The organism is Streptosporangium sp. NPDC006013, from assembly GCF_040614275.1.
Taxonomy (GTDB): Bacteria; Actinomycetota; Actinomycetes; order Streptosporangiales; family Streptosporangiaceae; genus Streptosporangium.
Window position 1 is genome coordinate 1 of record NZ_JBEXUE010000231.1, and the last position, 15,704, is coordinate 15,704.

Annotated in this window: 13 protein-coding genes and 1 pseudogene; 4 read left to right on the forward strand and 10 right to left on the reverse strand. The window is 71.2% G+C overall.

What is annotated here, in order from left to right:
* Positions 1-89 precede the first annotated feature (89 nt).
* A complete protein-coding gene (locus ABZ260_RS29730; protein ID WP_355624466.1) occupies positions 90-1,043 on the reverse strand; it encodes a hypothetical protein in 954 nt (317 codons plus the stop codon).
* Positions 1,044-1,154: 111 nt separating this feature from the next.
* On the opposite strand from ABZ260_RS29730, the gene ABZ260_RS29735 reads away from it, so the two are divergent.
* Positions 1,155-1,886: a glycoside hydrolase family 16 protein gene (locus ABZ260_RS29735; RefSeq protein WP_355624468.1), complete on the forward strand. Its 732-nt coding sequence runs from the start codon at positions 1,155-1,157 to the stop codon at positions 1,884-1,886.
* Here ABZ260_RS29735 and ABZ260_RS29740 read toward each other — a convergent pair.
* Positions 1,883-2,950 (reverse strand): helix-turn-helix domain-containing protein, encoded by a 1,068-nt coding sequence (locus tag ABZ260_RS29740; protein ID WP_355624470.1) that lies wholly within the window; start codon positions 2,948-2,950, stop codon positions 1,883-1,885. The two genes, ABZ260_RS29735 and ABZ260_RS29740, sit on opposite strands and share 4 nt — an antisense overlap.
* Positions 2,951-3,044: 94 nt before the next feature.
* Between ABZ260_RS29740 and ABZ260_RS29745 the strand changes: the two genes are divergently transcribed.
* Together ABZ260_RS29745 and pruA are read left to right on the forward strand one after the other, a co-directional pair.
* Entirely contained in the window at positions 3,045-3,971 is a 927-nt protein-coding gene (locus ABZ260_RS29745) for a proline dehydrogenase family protein (RefSeq protein WP_355624472.1), read from the forward strand.
* Complete coding sequence (pruA, locus tag ABZ260_RS29750; RefSeq protein ID WP_350929895.1) at positions 3,971-5,596, forward strand: L-glutamate gamma-semialdehyde dehydrogenase; 1,626 nt, start codon at positions 3,971-3,973, stop codon at positions 5,594-5,596. Before ABZ260_RS29745 ends, pruA begins: the two co-directional genes overlap by 1 nt.
* A gap of 361 nt (positions 5,597-5,957) precedes the next feature.
* Here pruA and ABZ260_RS29755 read toward each other — a convergent pair whose 3' ends face one another.
* The 8 genes from ABZ260_RS29755 to ABZ260_RS29790 are packed head-to-tail and all read right to left on the reverse strand — an operon-like array spanning position 5,958 to position 15,094.
* Positions 5,958-7,136, reverse strand: a complete 1,179-nt coding sequence (locus ABZ260_RS29755) for an acyl-CoA dehydrogenase family protein (RefSeq protein ID WP_355624475.1) — start codon at positions 7,134-7,136, stop codon at positions 5,958-5,960.
* Between the two features lie 37 nt (positions 7,137-7,173).
* Positions 7,174-8,034 carry a MaoC/PaaZ C-terminal domain-containing protein gene (locus ABZ260_RS29760; protein WP_355624477.1) on the reverse strand — a complete coding sequence of 287 codons (861 nt, stop codon included), beginning with the start codon at positions 8,032-8,034 and terminating at the stop codon, positions 7,174-7,176.
* A 1-nt stretch (position 8,035) separates the two neighbouring features.
* The gene (locus tag ABZ260_RS29765; RefSeq protein WP_355624479.1) at positions 8,036-8,938 is read right to left on the reverse strand and encodes an SDR family oxidoreductase; all 903 of its coding nucleotides are present in this window, start codon (positions 8,936-8,938) and stop codon (positions 8,036-8,038) included.
* Positions 8,939-8,992: 54 nt separating this feature from the next.
* Complete coding sequence (locus ABZ260_RS29770; RefSeq protein ID WP_355624481.1) at positions 8,993-10,147, reverse strand: thiolase; 1,155 nt, start codon at positions 10,145-10,147, stop codon at positions 8,993-8,995.
* On the reverse strand, positions 10,144-10,566 hold the full coding sequence (locus ABZ260_RS29775; RefSeq protein WP_355624483.1) for a Zn-ribbon domain-containing OB-fold protein: 423 nt from the start codon (positions 10,564-10,566) through the stop codon (positions 10,144-10,146). The genes ABZ260_RS29770 and ABZ260_RS29775 overlap by 4 nt, the downstream gene beginning before the upstream one ends.
* Before the next feature lies 1 nt (position 10,567).
* Entirely contained in the window at positions 10,568-11,695 is a 1,128-nt protein-coding gene (locus tag ABZ260_RS29780; RefSeq protein ID WP_355624485.1) for an acyl-CoA dehydrogenase family protein, read from the reverse strand.
* Positions 11,696-11,724: 29 nt separating this feature from the next.
* On the reverse strand, positions 11,725-13,893 hold the full coding sequence (locus ABZ260_RS29785; protein ID WP_355624487.1) for an acetate--CoA ligase family protein: 2,169 nt from the start codon (positions 13,891-13,893) through the stop codon (positions 11,725-11,727).
* Position 13,894: 1 nt separating this feature from the next.
* The gene (locus ABZ260_RS29790; RefSeq protein ID WP_355624489.1) at positions 13,895-15,094 is read right to left on the reverse strand and encodes an acyl-CoA dehydrogenase family protein; all 1,200 of its coding nucleotides are present in this window, start codon (positions 15,092-15,094) and stop codon (positions 13,895-13,897) included.
* A 140-nt stretch (positions 15,095-15,234) separates the two neighbouring features.
* Here ABZ260_RS29790 and ABZ260_RS29795 point away from each other — a divergent pair.
* Positions 15,235-15,704 (forward strand): annotated as a pseudogene (locus ABZ260_RS29795) (hypothetical protein); the annotation flags it as partial.

Below are 15,704 nucleotides of genomic sequence, written 5' to 3' on the forward strand. Positions count from 1 at the left end.
CCGTCGGCCATGCGTCACAGGTGAAAGACCGGGACTCCCGCGGGAGTCCCGGCCTTTCACCTGTGACGGGTCCGTGCCGGAAGGCGGCCCTACGGCTGGGACGCGCGGCGGTGCAGCACGACCCCGAGACCGCTCGCGGCCAGCAGGACCGCCCCGGCCAGAACCAGGATCACCGCGCCGCCCACGGCCCCGTCGGTCCAGTCCCAGACCGCCTCGGGAACGGCGAGCGTCAACCCGGCCACTCCGCTGACGATCAGCACCCAGGTACGCCGGCGCCCGTACAGCGCCAGGCAGGCCAGCGCGATCACCGCGGTCAGCCAGTACCCCCAGGCCTCCCCGTCCCACAGGACGGGCCACTGCCCGCCGAAGAGCGCGATGGCGGCGCCCATGCCCAGCCCCAGGTCGCCGGGGGTGAGCAGCCCGGCGAGGGCGAGCGCCAGGATGAGCACGCCCAGTGCGACGTAGGCGAGGCCCCAGCCGGCGCCCTCCTGACTGACGAAGACGTCCAGCAGGCCGGTCACCGTGAGCAGGGCGAACCCACCGCAGGCCAGCAGGCCGATCGCGGTGGGCAGCAGCACGTAGGCCACCGCCGCGACCACCAGCCCGGCCAGGCCGGCGACGAGTCCCTCGTGGCGGTCGGCGGCGACCCCCGCGCAGAGGGCGGCCGTACCCGAGCCCAGCGCGGCGAGCGTGGCGGCGACCCTGCCCTGTACCGCGGCCGTCCTGCCGGTCGCGGACCGCGCGGCCCGGCCGAGCCCGGCGGCCACCGCCAGCAGCAGGACGGTGACCACGGCGAGGGCCGTGATCTTCGTCGGCTGGGTCATCCGCTCCCAGCCCAGCGCGACGAATGCGGCGGCACCGGCCAGGACGAGTCCCCCGCCGACGTAGGCGAGGATCTCGCTCCATCTGACCCGATCCCCGGCGCCCCGGTCGCGCAGCGCCTCGCCCACGGCGAGGGTGACCGGCTCCACCTGCTCCGCCTGGAGCTCACCGGACTCCACCAGCCTGGCCAGTGCCCGCCGTATGGCGTCAATGTCGCTCATATCCGAAATCGTGGCACAACCTGCTCGGAGTAGCACCCTCCGGATTCGTGGGACGGATGCGAAAATGGAATACCACTGTTACTGGAGTGCGATCGTTGCTTTGATGGGCCCATGTCAATTCGTGGCACGTTCCTGGGCATCCTGACCACCGCCCTGACGCTCTCCGCGCTGCCGGCACAGAGCGCGTCCGCCGAGCGCGGGTGGGGCGCCCCCGTCCTGGTGGAGAACTTCGACGGCACCCGGGTCGACGGCCGCAGATGGGTCGTCTACCACTCCCCCAACGCCGAGACCAACCCGCGCACCGGGCGGGCCACGAGCGTGGGCGGCGGCGTCCTGCGGCTCAAGGGCGGCATCGTGGCAGGCAGGGACCTGTCCGGTGGCATCGCGACCCGCTCGGCGCAGCGGTACGGGCGCTGGGAGGTGCGGCTGCGGGCCGAGCGCGGCGCCGGCTACACCCCGGTGGCCCTGCTCTGGCCGTCCGACCAGGGCCGTGGGGAGTACGCGGAGATCGACTTCGCCGAGATCATCGACCCGGCCCGCAGATCGGGCGGGATCTTCGTGCACCGCGGCGACGGCCCCCAGGCCCAGCGGCAGATGCGGGCCGACTTCACCCGGTGGCACACGGTCGCGGTCGACTGGCTGCCCGGGCGGCTGACGTTCTGGCTGGACGGTGAGAAGGTGTGGGACTACCGGGGGCCGAACGTGCCGAGGGGCCGCTCCATGCACCTGGCGCTGCAGAACGACGTGACGTGCAACGAGTGGTCGCCGTGCCGCAACCGCTCCACTCCGCCGACGGTCAGCATGTACGTGGACTGGGTAAAGATCTACCGGGCCGCCGTTTAGAGCAGGCGGATCGCCTTGAGGGCGAGGTGGACCAGCAGGCGGTTCTCCCCGTCGGCGAGGTCGCGGCCGGTGAGCCGCTCGGCCTTGGCCAGCCGGTAGTAGAGCGTCTGGCGGTGCACGCCGAGCGCGGTGGCGGTCTCCTGGACGTGACCCGCGCGGTCGAGATAGCTCTCCACGGTCCTGACCAGTTCCGGATCCCGGGCCAGCCCGGCGACCTCCTCCGCCAGTTCCCGCAGTCCGGCCTGGGACATGCGGGCGAGCAGCCGGTAGACCCCCAGCCCCGACCAGGCCGCGACGGGCCCCAGCGCGGGCACCCGGCCGGCGACATCGAGCGCGTGCACGGCCTCCCGCCAGCTCCGCCAGGCCTGGGCGAGATCGTCCCGGGGGGCGCCGACACCCACCACCGTGCCGTACATGCCCTGGATCCGGCCCGCCAACTCCCCCGCCTGGCCGGCCGGGACCAGCAGCGCGACCAGCGGCTCGTCCCCGGCGGGGAACGCCGGATCGGCGAGCACGCCACGCGGGAGCGTCCAGAGGGCGGCGACCCGGTCCGGCGAGCTGCGGGCGGCGATCGCCGCCACCGGACCGCGCAGGTCCAGCCTCGACAGCGCCCAGGAACGCTCCTCTGCGTCGGAGGAGAACAGCCCCCGCAGGCTCGCCCCCATGTCCTGGCGGCTGCGGGCCTCCTGCGCGAGGACCGCGGCGGCCCGGGAGACCAGATCACCGACCGAGGCCAGGACGTCGTCGCCGAGCGTGCCGTCGTCGAGCAGCCACAGGTAACCGTAGGTCACCTCGCGGTGCCGCAGCGGCACGCACACCCGGGCGAGCACCCCCAGGTCGGCGTCGGCGGGGATGCGCACCGGCCCGTGGGCGCCGGCGATGCCGTATCCCTCGAAGTAGGCACGCACCTGGTCGGTCGCGCGGCGCCGCAGGATGGACTCCTGGCGCACCAGGTCGATGTCACCGCTCTGCGCGGCATAGGCCAGGAGCTGGAACGAGCGGTCCTCCAGGGTGGCGGAGGCACCGAGCCTGGCGGCGATCTCGTCGACTGTCTCCTGTAACACCTCACCATTGTCGTACATGTGTATGAACACTCTTCCCGCCGGTCGTGGCAGATGCACATGATGGTCGGCCTGAGCAGGGTTTTAGGGTGAAGACATGCTCGGTTCCCTCCTTCTCGGCGCATCCCGGTTGCCGCTGGTACGGCGCGCGGTCTCCGGCGTACCACTGACACGCAAGGTCGTCGACCGCTTCGTCGCGGGCGAGACGCCCCAGGACGCGGTCGAGGTGATCCGTCGCCTCGCCGCCGCGGGCCTGGCCGTCAGCGTCGACCACCTGGGTGAGGAGACGAAGGACGCCGCTGCCGCCGCCCAGACGGCCAGGGCGTACGCCACGCTGCTCAGCCCCCTGGGCGAGCTGGGGCTCGGCGACCGCGCCGAGGTTTCGGTGAAGCTCTCGGCGGTCGGCCAGGCGCTGGGCGCCGACGGTGACAAGATCGCTTTGGAGAACGCGCGGCAGATCTGCGAGGCCGCCCGCGCCTGCGGGGCGAACGTGACCCTCGACATGGAGGACCACACCACCGTCGACTCCACGCTGGGGACGCTGCGGGCCCTGCGCGAGGACTTCCCCTCCGTCGGCGTCGCGGTGCAGTCCTACCTGTTCCGCAGCGAGGCCGACTGCCGCGACCTGGCATACCGGGGCTCCCGGGTCCGCCTGGTCAAGGGCGCCTACGCCGAACCCGCCTCGGTGGCCCACCGGAACAAGAACGAGGTCGACCGGGCCTACGTGCGCTGCCTGCGCATTCTCATGTCGGGTGCCGGCTACCCGATGGTGGCGACGCACGACGACCGGCTGATCTCCATCACCGAGACGCTCGCCGACCGGTTCGGCCGCTCCCCCGGTGACTACGAGTACCAGATGCTCTACGGAATCAGGACGGACCGGCAGCAGGCCCTGGCGGGCGCCGGCCATGTCATGCGCGTCTACGTCCCCTACGGCGACGACTGGTACGGCTACTTCATGCGCCGGCTGGCCGAGCGTCCGGCGAACATCGCCTTCTTTCTTCGTGCCCTTGGAGGCAAGTGATGGATGCCATCTCCACAGTTCCCGCCCCGATCAACGAGCCGGTGCTCGGCTACGCGCCGGGCAGTGCCGAGCGCACCGCGCTGGAGAACCGCGTCAAGGAGCTGGCCGGGGCCCAGCTGGATCTGACGATGACGATCGGCGGCGAGCAGCGGATGGGCGGCGGCGCCCCGATCGACGTGGTCCAGCCGCACAACCACGCCTCCGTGCTCGGCCGTACGGCCGACGCCACCGCCGGCGACGTGCGCGCGGCGATCGACGCCGCGCTGCGGGCGGCGCCCGCGTGGCGCGCCATGCCGTTCGACGAGCGGGCCGCGATCTTCCTGCGGGCCGCCGACCTGCTGGCCGGCCCCTACCGGCAGACGCTGAACGGCGCGACGATCCTGGGCCAGTCCAAGTCCGCGCAGCAGGCGGAGATCGACTCTGCCTGCGAGCTGATCGACTTCCTGCGCTTCAACGTGGACTTCGCCCGCAGGCTCCTCAGTGACCAGCCGATCTCGTCGTCCGGCGTGTGGAACCGGATGGAGTACCGGCCGCTGGAGGGCTTCGTCCTGGCGATCACCCCGTTCAACTTCACGGCCATCGCCGGGAACCTGCCGTCGGCTCCGGCCCTGATGGGCAACGTGGTCGTCTGGAAGCCCTCCCCCACCCAGCAGTTCGCCGCGCACTTCACCATGCGCCTGCTGGAGGAGGCCGGGCTTCCGCCGGGCGTCATCAACATGGTGACCGGCAACGGCGCCGCCGTCTCCGAGGTCGCGACGACCCACCCCGACCTGGCGGGCATCCACTTCACCGGCTCCACCGCGACCTTCCAGCACCTGTGGTCCACGGTCGGCGCCAACATCACCTCCTACCGGTCCTACCCGCGTCTGGTCGGTGAGACCGGCGGCAAGGACTTCGTGCTGGCCCACCCCTCCGCCGATCCCGGTGTGCTCGCCACCGCGCTGGTCCGCGGTGCCTTCGAGTACCAGGGGCAGAAGTGCTCGGCCGCCTCCCGGGCCTACGTGCCGCGCTCGGTCTGGTCGGTGATCCGCGACGAGCTGGTGGGCACCGCCGAGTCGCTGACCGTCGGCGACGTGGCCGCCGACCTGTCGACCTTCATGGGCGCGGTCATCGACGGGCGGGCGTTCGCCAAGCACAGGGCCGCGATCGACCGGGCCCGCTCGCTCGACTCGATCAACGTGCTGACCGGCTCGTACGACGACTCGACCGGCTACTTCGTGAGGCCGACCATCCTGGAGTCGGCCGATCCCACCGACGAGATCTTCGTCAAGGAGTACTTCGGCCCGATCCTCGGCGTGCACGTCTACGACGACGCGGACTTCGACGCGGTGCTCGACCAGATGGAGGGTGTCTCCCCGTACGCGCTGACCGGCTCGATCATCGCCCAGGACCGCTACGCGATCACCTCGGCGTCGGAGCGGCTGCGCTTCGCGGCGGGCAACCTCTACATCAACGACAAGCCGACCGGCGCGGTCGTCGGCCAGCAGCCCTTCGGCGGGGCCCGCGCCTCGGGCACCAACGACAAGGCCGGGTCGATCCTCAACCTCACCCGCTGGGTCAACGCCCGGACGATCAAGGAGACGTTCGTCCCGCCGACCGACCACCGCTACCCGCACATGGGCTGACATCCGGCGAGCTGGACACGCCATCCCGGACGGTCGACGGCCTGCCGGCGCTTGCCAGGATCCGCTGCCCACGAGGCTCGCCACCCCGGCCGCCGGAGACGCCCCTCGGCGACAGGTGAGACGCGAAGCGCCCCGATCAGGACGGCCCGAGCGTGAAGAGCACGGCGCCCGGGTCTCGAACATCGAGACCCGGGCTTCGGGTGTTCTCCCCGGTGAGGGAACGGAGCACCGGCGGTAGCCGGTGCGGATATTCGTGACAGGCCCGCAGTCCGGCGGTGACGATGAGCGGTACCGGCTTCTGATCCGGCTCGGTCGTGCCACGCGCGGCCCCGTCACCTGCTCGTCGCGTTCGACGAGGCGATCACCGGTAGGCGGGCATCCCGGTTATCGCCTCACCGAGTACCAGGGTGTGGATCTCGTGCGTGCCCTCGTAGGTGGAGACCGACTCCAGGTTGGTCATGTGCCGGATCACCGGGTACTCCAGCGTGATCCCGTTCGCGCCGAGACAGCCGCGCGCCTCGCGCGCGACGTCGAGGGCCTGCCGGACGTTGTCCAGCTTGCCGAAGCTCACCTGAGCCGGCACCAGCCTCCCCGCGTCCTTGAGCCGCCCCAGGTGAATCGCCAGCAGGCTCGACCGGTTGACGCTGACCGCCATCTCGGCCAGCTTCCGCTGCACCAGCTGGAAACCGGCCACCGGCTTGCCGAACTGCGTGCGGGAGACGCTGTACTCCACCGCCGCCTCGTAGCATGCCCGTGCCGCGCCGACCGCGCCGAACAGGATCCCGAACCTCGCCTCGTTCAGGCAGGACAGCGGGCCCTTCAGCCCCACGACGCCGGGCAGCACCGCGTCCTGCGGCAGCCGCACGTCCTCCAGCACCAGTTCGGAGGTCACCGAGGCCCGCATGGAGAGCTTCCCGTGCACGTCCCTGGTGCTGAACCCCGGCGTGTCGGTGGGGACCACGAAGCCCCGCACGCCTTCCTCGGCTCGGGCCCACACCACGGCCACATCCGCGATGCCACCGTTGGTGATCCACATCTTGGTCCCGTTGAGAACCCAGTCGGAACCGTCCCGGCGGGCCGTCGTCCGCATGCTGCCGGGGTCGCTGCCGGAGTCCGGCTCGGTCAGCCCGAAGCACCCGATGGCCTCCCCCGCCGCCATCCGCGGCAGCCAGGTCTCCCGCTGCTCCTCCGATCCGTAGGCGCGAATCGGGAACATCGCCAGGGAACCCTGCACGGACACGAAACTGCGCAGGCCGCTGTCGCCCGCCTCCACCTCCAGGCAGGCCAGGCCGTAGGAGACCGCGTTGGTACCGGCACAGCCGTAGCCGTCCAGGTGCATGCCGAGCAGCCCCAGGGAGCCGAGTTCCTTGGCGATCTCGCGCGGGAACACCCCCCTCTCGTACCAGTCGCCGATCTCCGGCAACACCCGCTCCCTGACGAAACGGCGGACCGTGTCGCGGATCTCCCTCTCCTCGGTGCCGAGCAGCGAGTCGATGTCGAGGAAGTCGTACGGATCAAGTCCGGCGGAACGTTTGTTCACTTCGTGCCTCACATGTCGCCAAGTCGAAAGGTGTCATCTACCAGGAGCGACGGGACGCGTCGATCCGCGCGACACCTCGGTCGATCACCACGGTCCCGTCCGCCCGGACGGTCTGGAACAGCACGTCGGCCCCGTCCAGCCACAGGCGGACCTCCAGAGCCTCCCCGGGGACGACGATGCCGCGGAACCGGCCGCCGATGGCGGTGAGCAGATCCGGATCGCCGCCGCAGGCGGCCGCCACGACGGCCCTGCCGGTGAAGCCGTACGTGCACATCCCGTGCAGGATCGGCCGGTCGAACCCGCCACGGGCCGCGAACGCGGGATCCGAGTGCAGGGGATTGCGGTCACCGGTCAGGCGGTAGAGCAACGCCTGTTCCGGACGGGTCTGGTAGCGCACGATCTCGTCCGGAGAACGCGCCGGCCGCTTCCAGTCGTCGGCGGCCCCCCGGGGGCCGCCGAAGCCTCCCGCACCCCGGATGAAGGCGGCCGACCGGGTGGAGAACATCGGCGCGCCGGAGATGGGATCGACCGCGCGGACGCCGGTCCACACGATCGCCCCGCTGCCCTTGTCATGGATCGCCAGCACTTCGGCGGTCAGTCTCGCCCGGCCGGAGACCGCCGGCGGGGCCGCCAGTTCCAGGTGCTGCTCGGCGTGGAGCAGCCGGCTCCTGTCGTACGAACCGATGTCCGGCCTGGGCACCCGCTGGCTGAGCAGCGCGCCGAAGGTCGGCAGCACCCGCTGGCGCAGGTTCTCGCTGTTCTCCGTGGTCACCGACAGCTCGGCGCCCGGATCCTGCCCGGCGCCGACCGAGACGGCGTAGAGCAGCGCCTCGTCGGATCCCCACGAGATGTCCACCGGCTCGCTGATCCGGCCGACCGCGTCGAGGTCGAGGGCCATGTCAGGCTCCGTCCAGCTGGGGCAGCCGGGGGTTTTGCACGGACTGGGCCAGCAGCTTGCGGACCGCTCCGTCGATCTCCTCGGCGTGCCACAGCCGGGGCAGCTCCGCGGTGGGGCCGACGTTCCAGCCCTCGTACACGCTGAGCAGTCCTCCGCTGGACCCGAAGACCTGTCCGGTGACGCCGGCGGACCGCTCGCTGCCCAGCCAGGCGACCAGCGGCGAGATGGCGGCCGGGTCGTAGGGGTCGAAGTCCCCCTCGGGCTCGGCCATCAGCCCCTCGGTCATCCGGGTTCGCGCTCCGGGAGCGACCGCGTTGACGGTGATCCCGTACGGAGCGAGTTCCATGGCCGCGATCACGGTGAAGCCGGCGATGCCCGCCTTGGCCGCCCCGTAGTTGGTCTGGCCGATGTTACCGAGCAGGCCGGACGAGGACGAGGTGTTGACCAGGCGCGCGGACAGCTTCTCGCCCGCCTTGGCACGCGCCTTCCAGTACCGGGCGGCGGCGCGGGACGGCGCGAAGGTTCCCTTCAGGTGGACCCTGATGACGTCGTCCCACTCCTCCTCCGTCATGTTGGTCAGCGTGCGGTCACGCACGATGCCGGCGTTGTTCACCAGCACGTCCAGGGTGCCGAACCGGTCGACGGCGGTCTGCACCATGGCCTCGGCCGAGGCCGTGTCGGCGATGTCGCCGTGGTCGGCGACGGCCTCGCCTCCCATCGCCTCGATCTCCGCGACGACCGCGTCGGCCGGCGTGCGCGAGCCACCCGCGCCGCCACGCTCGACACCCCGGTCGTTGACGACCACCTTGGCCCCCTGGCGGGCGAACTCCAGCGCGTGGAAGCGGCCGATGCCGTTGCCCGCACCGGTCACGATCACCACGCGTCCCTCACACAACCGCGACATCCGTCCTCCTGTTCACATGTTTCGACAATCATGTTTCGACAACGGGGTGGCACCTCAGGCGGCGGCGACCTCTTCCGCGCCGAGCACCAGGACGCCCGCGCTCATGAACGAGCCGCCGTTCCCCAGCACGACGCTGGTCCGCACCCCGTCCACCTGGGCCGCGGCCTCCCCGCGTACCTGGCGTACGGACTCGCAGATGGCGAACATGCCGTACATCCCGGTGTGCGTGTACGCGAGACCGCCGCCGTTGGTGTTCATCGGAAGTCGCCCGCCGGGGGCCGTGTGCCCCTCCTCGACGAATCCGAAGGACTCCCCGCGGCCCACGAAGCCCAGATCCTCCAGCCCGTACAGCGGGACGTGCGCGAAGGCGTCGTAGATCATCAGGTGGTCCACCTCGGAGTGCGAGACCCCGGCCTCCGCGAACGCCGCGCGGCCGGCATCCCGGAACGCGCGGGACGACGTCAGGTCCGCCATCTGCGAGATGGCCGACGACTCTCCCGCCTCGCCGGCCCCCAGCAGGTACACGGGAGGTTTCGGCCCGTCGGCGGCCCGCCGGGCGGAGGTGACCACCACCGCGGCGCCGCCATCGGTGACCAGGCAGCACTCCAGCAGGTGGAGCGGGTAGGAGATCATCTTGGAGGACAGCACGTCGTCGACGGTGATCTCGTCCCGCAGCTTCGCCCGCGGGTTGAGGGCGGCCCACTTCCGCTGGACGACCGGCACCATCGCCAGCTGTTCCGGCGTCATGCCGTACTGCTTCATGTAGCGCAGTACCCCGATGGGGAACGTCGACGGCGCGAAGACCCCGCCGTAGGGCACCTCGAACTGCCCGCGCATCGACTGCGGCGCGGGGGCCCACGGCTGCATGCCGACCCGGGACCTGCCGGACTCGCCGTGGGTGATCAGGACCGTCTCGCAGAGCCCGGCCATGATCGCGGCGGCGGCGTGCCGGACGTGCAGCATGAACGACGTCCCGCCGACCATCGTCCCGTCCAGGTAGGAGGGGTTGATACCCAGGTAGTTGGCGACGTCCAGCGGGCTCTCCCCCGCGCAGGCCACCCCGTCGACGTCCGCGACGGTGAGCCCCGCGTCGCGCAGCGCGGCCAGCCCGGACTCGGCGTGCAGCTGCAGCGCGGACTTGTCGGGGATGCGCCCGAGCTGTTCGGACTCGGCGGCTCCGACGATCGCGACCCTGCCTCGGATGCTCATCGGCCACCGCCCGCCGGCTGGAACTTCGGAACGGCGACGTCACCGTGCTTGTCGAAGACGACCTCGAGATCCATGTCGAGGACAAGGTGCTCCGGGTCGTTGGGAACCCCGACGATGTTGGACATGAGTCTTGGCCCCTCCTCGAGCTCCACCACCGCCACGGCGTACGGCCCCTCGTTCTCGAAGCCGGGCGACGGCCGGTGGGCGATCAGGTAGGAGTGCAGCCTTCCCCTGCCGGTGGCGGTGAACCACTCGATGTCCGACGACGAGCAGAAGGGGCAGGCCGAGCGCGGGTAGAGGAACGCCTTGCCGCACGGGACGCACCGCGGCAGCCGCAGCTCACCGGCCGCGGCGCCGTCCCAGTAGGGCCGGGTGTCGGGAGTGGGCTTCGGCGCCTGCTTCCCCTCGTTGCGGGCCACGTCAGACCCCCACCCGGACGGCGAGCTGCTCGCGGTGCAGGTCGGAGTCTCCGAAAAGGTGCTGGGAGGCCTTCGCCCTCTTGAAGTAGAGGTGGGCGTCGTGCTCCCAGGTGTAGCCGATCCCGCCGAGTACCTGGATCATCTCTCCGGTGATGGCCGTGTAGGCGTCCGAGCAGACCGCCTTCGCCACGGAGGTCGCGATGGACAGGTCCTCCGCGTCGTCGGCGACCGCGGCCGCCGCGTAGTACGCCGCGGAGCGCGCCGCCTCCAGGTCGAGCAGCATGTCGGCGCACTTGAACTTGATGGCCTGGAAGCTGCCGATGGGGACGCCGAACTGCTCGCGGACCTTGGCGTACTCCACGGCCACCTCCAGGGACCGCGCGGCACCGCCCACCTGCTCGCACGCCAGGCCGGCGGCCGCGATGCCGAGGGTCGCGTCCAGCACCTGCCGGGCGCGGGCTCCCAGGGCGACCGCCCGGCCGCGGGCGTCGGCGAACGTCACCGTCGCCAGCCGCCGTGTCATGTCCAGCACGGGTACGTCCTCGGCGACGACGCCCGCCTCGCGGGTGTCCACGGCGAGCAGCACGGTCTCGCCCTCCTCGCCGCCCGCGACCGAGGCCAGGACGAGGAGCAGGTCCGCCTGGACGCCGTCCATCACGAACGACTTGGTCCCGGTGACGCGCCAGCCCTCGCCGTCGCGTACCGCGCTCACCCGGGGGCGGGTGGCCCGCCAGTCCCCGTCCGCCTCGACGTGGGCCAGGCTCGCGATCGCGTCGCCGGCGGCGATGCGGGGCAGCCACTCGCGGCGCACTTCCTCGTCGTCGCCGAGCAGCAGGGCGTTGGCCGCCACGACCACGGTGGACAGGTAGGGCGAGCGCAGCAGCACCCGGCCCATCTCCTCCAGCACCACCGACTGCTCGCGGAAGCCGTAGCCCGCGCCGCCGTACTCCTCGGGAATCGCCATCGCGTGCAGTCCGAGGCTCTCCGCCATCAGCTTCCAGAGCCCCGCGTCGTAGGGCTCCTCGGACTCCAACTCCGCCCGCAGCCTGTCGGTGCTCGCGTGCTCGGTGAGCAGGCGACGCACGCCGGTGCGCAGTTCCTCCTGCTCGGCCGTGAATCCAAGCCTCATTGCCGTCTCCTTACGCTTCCTGGTGAGTGTCACGCCGACTTACCGACCACGAGGGCGTCGAGGGCCTCGACCACCGTCCCGTCGACCCGCATCGGGTTGACCTCCACTGAATCCCAGCCGTCACCCCAGCCGAGTGCCGCGTCCGCCAATGCCAGGACCGCCGCGACCACGGCGTCGACATCGCCGGCCGCACGGCCTCGTGCTCCCCGTAGGAGCGCCGCCCCCCGGAGCCCGTCGAGCATCTCGGTGACGTCTCGCGCGCTGACCGGCAGCGGCCGTATCACCACGTCCGCCAGTACCTCCACCAGCACACCGCCGAACCCGAGGACGAGAACGGGCCCCCAGACGGGGTCGCGGTTGATGCCGACGATCAGCTCGACGCCACCGGGGCGGAAGGGCGCGACCAGCACGCCGTCCAGGCGCGCCTCCGGTACCCGGGCGGTGACCGTGGCCATCAGGCCGGTGTACGCCTCGGCCACCGCGTCGTCACCCTCGACGTCGAGGACGACGCCACCGACATCGGACTTGTGGGCGATGTCCGGCGAGCAGATCTTCAACACCACCCGGCCACCGAGCAGCCGTGCGGCCTCCACCGCGCCCGCCGCGTCCGAGACGAGGCGGTGGGGCATCACCGGGACGCCGTGGCCACCCAGCAACTCCAGCGCCCGTGCCTCCGACAGCGGGCCCTCCGGCAGAGGTGCGGACGACGTCGGCCGGGCGGCGCCGGTCCGCTCCGCCCCGCGCAGCCGCTCTCTGCCGCCCGTGTAGCGCATCGTGTTGGCGACGGCGCGCAACCCGACCTCGACTCCCGGCAACCTGACGAGGCCGAGTTCCGCGAACAGCTCCCGGGCGAAGTCGCTGAGCCCGACACCCACCTCGTCCTGCAGCAGCACCGGGACGTCGAGCCCCTTGACGGTGTCCGCGATCGCCGCGAAGTGGGCGCGGGTGAAGTCGGGGTCGGCGGGTCGCCCGGGGGGCGCGACGAACGCCTGGAACAGCAGCAGGTCGTAGTGCTCCGCCCCGGTCCTGCCCATGACGGCGGCCGCGTCCACCGGCAGTCTCGGGTTCACCGTCGCGTAACCGGTGACATCGAGAGGGTTCTGCACGTGGGAGAAGGCCGGCAGCAGGGAGCGGAGCTCCTCCAGCGCCGCGGGTGGCAGCCGCGGCAGGGTCATCCCCTCGTCGGCGGCCTTGTCCGCCACCAGCTCACAGCTTCCGCCGGACGCCGAGACCACGCCGAGGCGGCCACCGCGCGGCCGCACCCCACGAGAGAGCAACTCGGTCGTCGCGACGAACTCCTCCATCGAGGAGACCTCGACCACGCCGAGCTCCCGCAGCACCGCGGACGTCACCGCGGCGTCTCCCGCCAGTGCCCCGGTGTGCGACATCGCCGTTCGCCGGGCCACCTCACTGCGCCCGACCGGGAGCACCACGACCGGCCGGTCGAGTTCGAGCGCGCGCTCCGCCAGCGACCGGAAGCCCTCGGCGTCCCTGAACGCCTCGAGGAACAGGCCGATCGCCCCGGTCTCCTCGCTCTCGATGAGATACCGCGCCACATCGGTGGACGAGAGCGTGGCCTCGTTCCCGGTGCCCGCCAGCATGCCGACCCCCACACCCCAGGCTCTGGCGAGGGAGAGCAACGGCTTCATCAGGCCGCCCGACTGCAGGACGAACGAGGCACCGCCGGGGTCGGGCAGGTCCGGCAGCGCGAGGCCGAACGGTACGACCTGGTGCCGCACGTCCACGTACCCGCTGCCGTTCGGCCCCAGCAGGTGGATGCCGGTCTCCTCCACCGCCGCGACGAGCTCGCGCTGTAGCGCTCGGCCGTCGTCCGTCTCCCCGAATCCCGCGGTGAGCACGATGGCGCCGCCGATCCCGTTCGCGGCCGCCTCGCGCAGGATGTCGGGAACGGTGTCGCGCGGGGACATGATGTAGGCCAGGTCGACCGCCTCTCCCAGCGCGCTGAGGGAGGCCGCCGCGGTGACACCGTGCACGGTCGCCCGCGAAGGGCTGACGCAGTGCACCGCGATCCGCGGCGAGTAGCGACGCAGGTTCTCGAAGGCGTTGACCGACCACATGGAACGTTCCGTCGCACCGACGAGGGCGACCGAGCGCGGCCGGAAGAGCGTGTTCAGGTCCGGCGTCGCCGGTGCCGCCGCCGACCGCGCGCCACCGGTCACATTGTCGAGGATCGCCACGCTAGGACGACCTCGGCAGGCCGAGTACCCGTTCGGCGACGATCCGGCGCTGAACCTCGCTCGTTCCCGCGAAGATCGTCTCAGCGCGGCTGGTGAGGAACGTCTTCTGCCAGCGCCCCACCCGGTAGCCGTCGCCCGAGGGACGCACCAGCGCCTCCGCGCCCTCGATGTCGATGGCGATCTCGCCCAGTTTCCGGTGGTACTCGCTCCAGACCAGCTTGGTCAGCGACGCCTCGGCGCCCAGTTCCCCGCCGGAGGCGAGGGTGGCGAGAACCCGCTGGCCGGTGGCCTTCATGACGTGCACCTGGCAGTAGGCCCAGGCCAGCTTCTGGCGGATGAGCGGATCGGCGTCCCTGCCGAGTTCCCTGGCCCGCTCGACCAGGGCCTCCCACTCCTTCTCGTACTCCAGGTGCTGGACGGCGGCCACCGCGCCACGCTCGCTGCCGAGGGTGGTCATCGCGGACCGCCACCCGTTGTTGAGGCCCCCGATGACGTTGAACAAGGGAGCTCGGGCGCCGTCGATGTACTCCTGGGAGAACGCGTCCTCACCCGACATGGTGATCAGCGGCCGCACCGTGATCCCGTTGTCCTTCATGGGGACGAGCACGTAGGAGATGCCCTTGTGCTTGGGGGCGTGCGGGTCGGTCCGGCACAGCAGGAACAACGTGTCGGCGAGATGTGCCCGGGATGTCCAGATCTTCTGCCCGGTGATGACGATCTCGTCACCCTCCACGACGCCCTGGGTGGCGACGGCGGCCAGGTCCGAACCGGCATCGGGCTCGGAGAAACCCTGGCAGTACCTGTCCTCGCCGCTGACGACACGCGGCAGGAAGTACGCCTTCTGCTCGGGGGTGCCGTGCGCGAGGATGGCCGGACCGGCGAGGCGCTCCCCCATCCCCCGGGTCACGCGCGGCATGTCCGCGCGTGCGAACTCCTCGGCGAGGACGGCCATCTCCAGGTCGTCCAGTCCACGGCCGCCGTACTCCACGGGCCAGTGCGGACAGACCAACCCGGCTTCCAGCGACGCCTTCTCCCAGGCCAGGAAGTCCTCGTGGAGCGGCGACTCAGGGTTCCGCCAGGCTTCGCGCTCCAGCTCGTACTCACCCATCGACGCGAGTGCCGGCCGCCGATGCTCACTCAACCACTGTCGCAGTTCGGCGCGAAAGTCCTCGAGCCGTTTATCGCCGAAGTCGGTCGTCATCCAATCCTCCTCAGCACAGACGCTCACACAGCGATGGTGTGGAATCCCTCGAACATTCGAGGCGTTGAATATCCAGAATCGTACCGGCCAGTTGGTATGATGTCGAGAACTTTCTCCTCGACCACCCAGGGAGCCCCCCGATGCTCGCCGCATTCGCGCACGCCACGTCGGCCGACGACCCCGTCAGTGCCCTGTCCGTCGGAGAGCGCCCCGAACCGGTACCGCCGGACGGCTGGGTGCCGATCACGGTGCGGGCCGCCTCGCTCAACCACCACGACGTGTGGACGCTGCGCGGTGCCGTCACTCCGGCAGGCGGCCTTCCCTGCGTGCTGGGCACCGACGCGGCCGGGGTGGACGACGACGGCAACGAGTACGTGATCCACGCAGTCCTCGGCGACCCCGCGCGCGGCCGTGGTGACGAGACCCTCGACCCGGAACGGTCCGTGATCTCGGACGCGGGGCACGGGACCCTGGCCGCGCGGATCGTCGTCCCGCGCCGCAACCTGGTCCCGAAGTCTGACCAGATACTCGGTCTGGATGATGTTGCCGATCATCGTGTTCTCCGGGCCGCCGAGGATGCCCGCGTTGACGTAGTCCGCGGTCATCGGGA